We start from the raw sequence: 1172 nt of genomic DNA, 5'->3' as shown, positions 1-1172 counted from the left end.
AAGGCGGCTTACGTCCACGCGCTGGACAATGCCTTCGGCCAGGCGGCGACTGACATCGTCCGCTGGGCCGATTCGACGATTTGAGCGAGGCTCCAGGCAAGCCACGTTTTTTCGGAGCCGTGATGACCGTAAGTTTTATTCAACGGACGTTTTCGGTTGATGGTGATGAGGTGACCTGCCGTTTCTTTTCGCCCGAACCAGAGGACGGGGGAGATTTCCTATGTTGGTACGAAATAGGATGGCCCGAAGGCTCGCGCACGTTCAGAGCGCGTGGGATCGATGCGGTGCAGGCGCTATTGCTTGCCATGCAAATGGCCCATGCTGATCTTTTGTCAGAACGCGAAAGACATGGACGGCAAGTGTTGTGGCTCGATCAGCGTGGTCTTGGATTGCCCATCGCTAATTCAATTCGCGACTTGGATCCCGACGGCGGGTTCTGAACTTTGCAGAGACGAAAAAGGCGGGCTTTCGGCCCGCCTTTTGATTCCTGGAGCTGCCCGGCTCAGTGCAACCGGCCGCTGGCGTGGGCCAGCATGGTGTAGACCTTGCCAGTGTCGGAGGTCAGATAGGTCTGCGCCATGATGTTGTCGCGGTCGTTGCGCGAGACATCCTTGAGCAGCTTCTCGAAATCCTCGCAGTAACGGTCGACCGCGGCGCGGAATTCCGCCTCGGCCTGATACTTGCGGCGGATCTCGTCAAAGGTCTGCTGGCCCTTGAGCGTGTAGAGGCGACGGGTGAAGACGTCGCGCTCGCCGCGCCGATAGCGGTTCCAGAGCTCGATCGAGGCGTCGTGGTCGATGGCCCGTGCGATGTCGACGGAGAGCGAGTTGAGCGACTCCATGACATGCAGCGGCGAGCGCTGGGCAGGCGCCGCGCGCGGCGCTTCCGCCGGCGCCGCCGGCCTCAGCTCTTCCTCGCGCGAGGCGTTGGTCAGGAGATCGCGCACCCAGCCGCCCTGCTGCGTCTTGCCGTTCTCACGGCGCGGCGCCTCGGCGGGACGTTCCAGGTCAAGCGTGCCGCGCAGCGTGGTCTCGGCGAGCGGCGCCTGAGGGGCGCGAGCCGCCGGTTGCGGCTGCGGCTGAGGTTGCGGGGCCGGCGGGCGGCGCAGCGGCGGCTCGGCGGCACGAGTCGGCGCTTGCTGCGGAGCAGGGCGCAGACCGCGCGGTTCACCC

The 1172-nt window shown here is 64.6% G+C and carries 1 protein-coding gene and 1 pseudogene; one reads left to right on the top strand and one right to left on the bottom strand.

What is annotated here, in order from left to right:
* The first annotated feature begins 122 nt into the window (after window positions 1–122).
* The gene (locus EOA27_RS37310; protein WP_126082540.1) at window positions 123–440 is read left to right on the top strand and encodes a hypothetical protein; all 318 of its coding nucleotides are present in this window, start codon (window positions 123–125) and stop codon (window positions 438–440) included.
* 62 nt (window positions 441–502) lie between these two features.
* Here the strand turns inward: EOA27_RS37310 and EOA27_RS37305 are convergent.
* Window positions 503–1172, bottom strand: a pseudogene (locus EOA27_RS37305) (kinesin); the annotation flags it as partial.

Origin of the sequence: Mesorhizobium sp. M2A.F.Ca.ET.037.01.1.1 (genome assembly GCF_003998075.1) — a bacterium.
Taxonomy (GTDB): domain Bacteria; phylum Pseudomonadota; class Alphaproteobacteria; order Rhizobiales; family Rhizobiaceae; genus Mesorhizobium.
The sequence above is the reverse complement of the archived record's forward strand: the minus strand, read 5'-3'. Positions and strand labels throughout refer to the sequence as shown.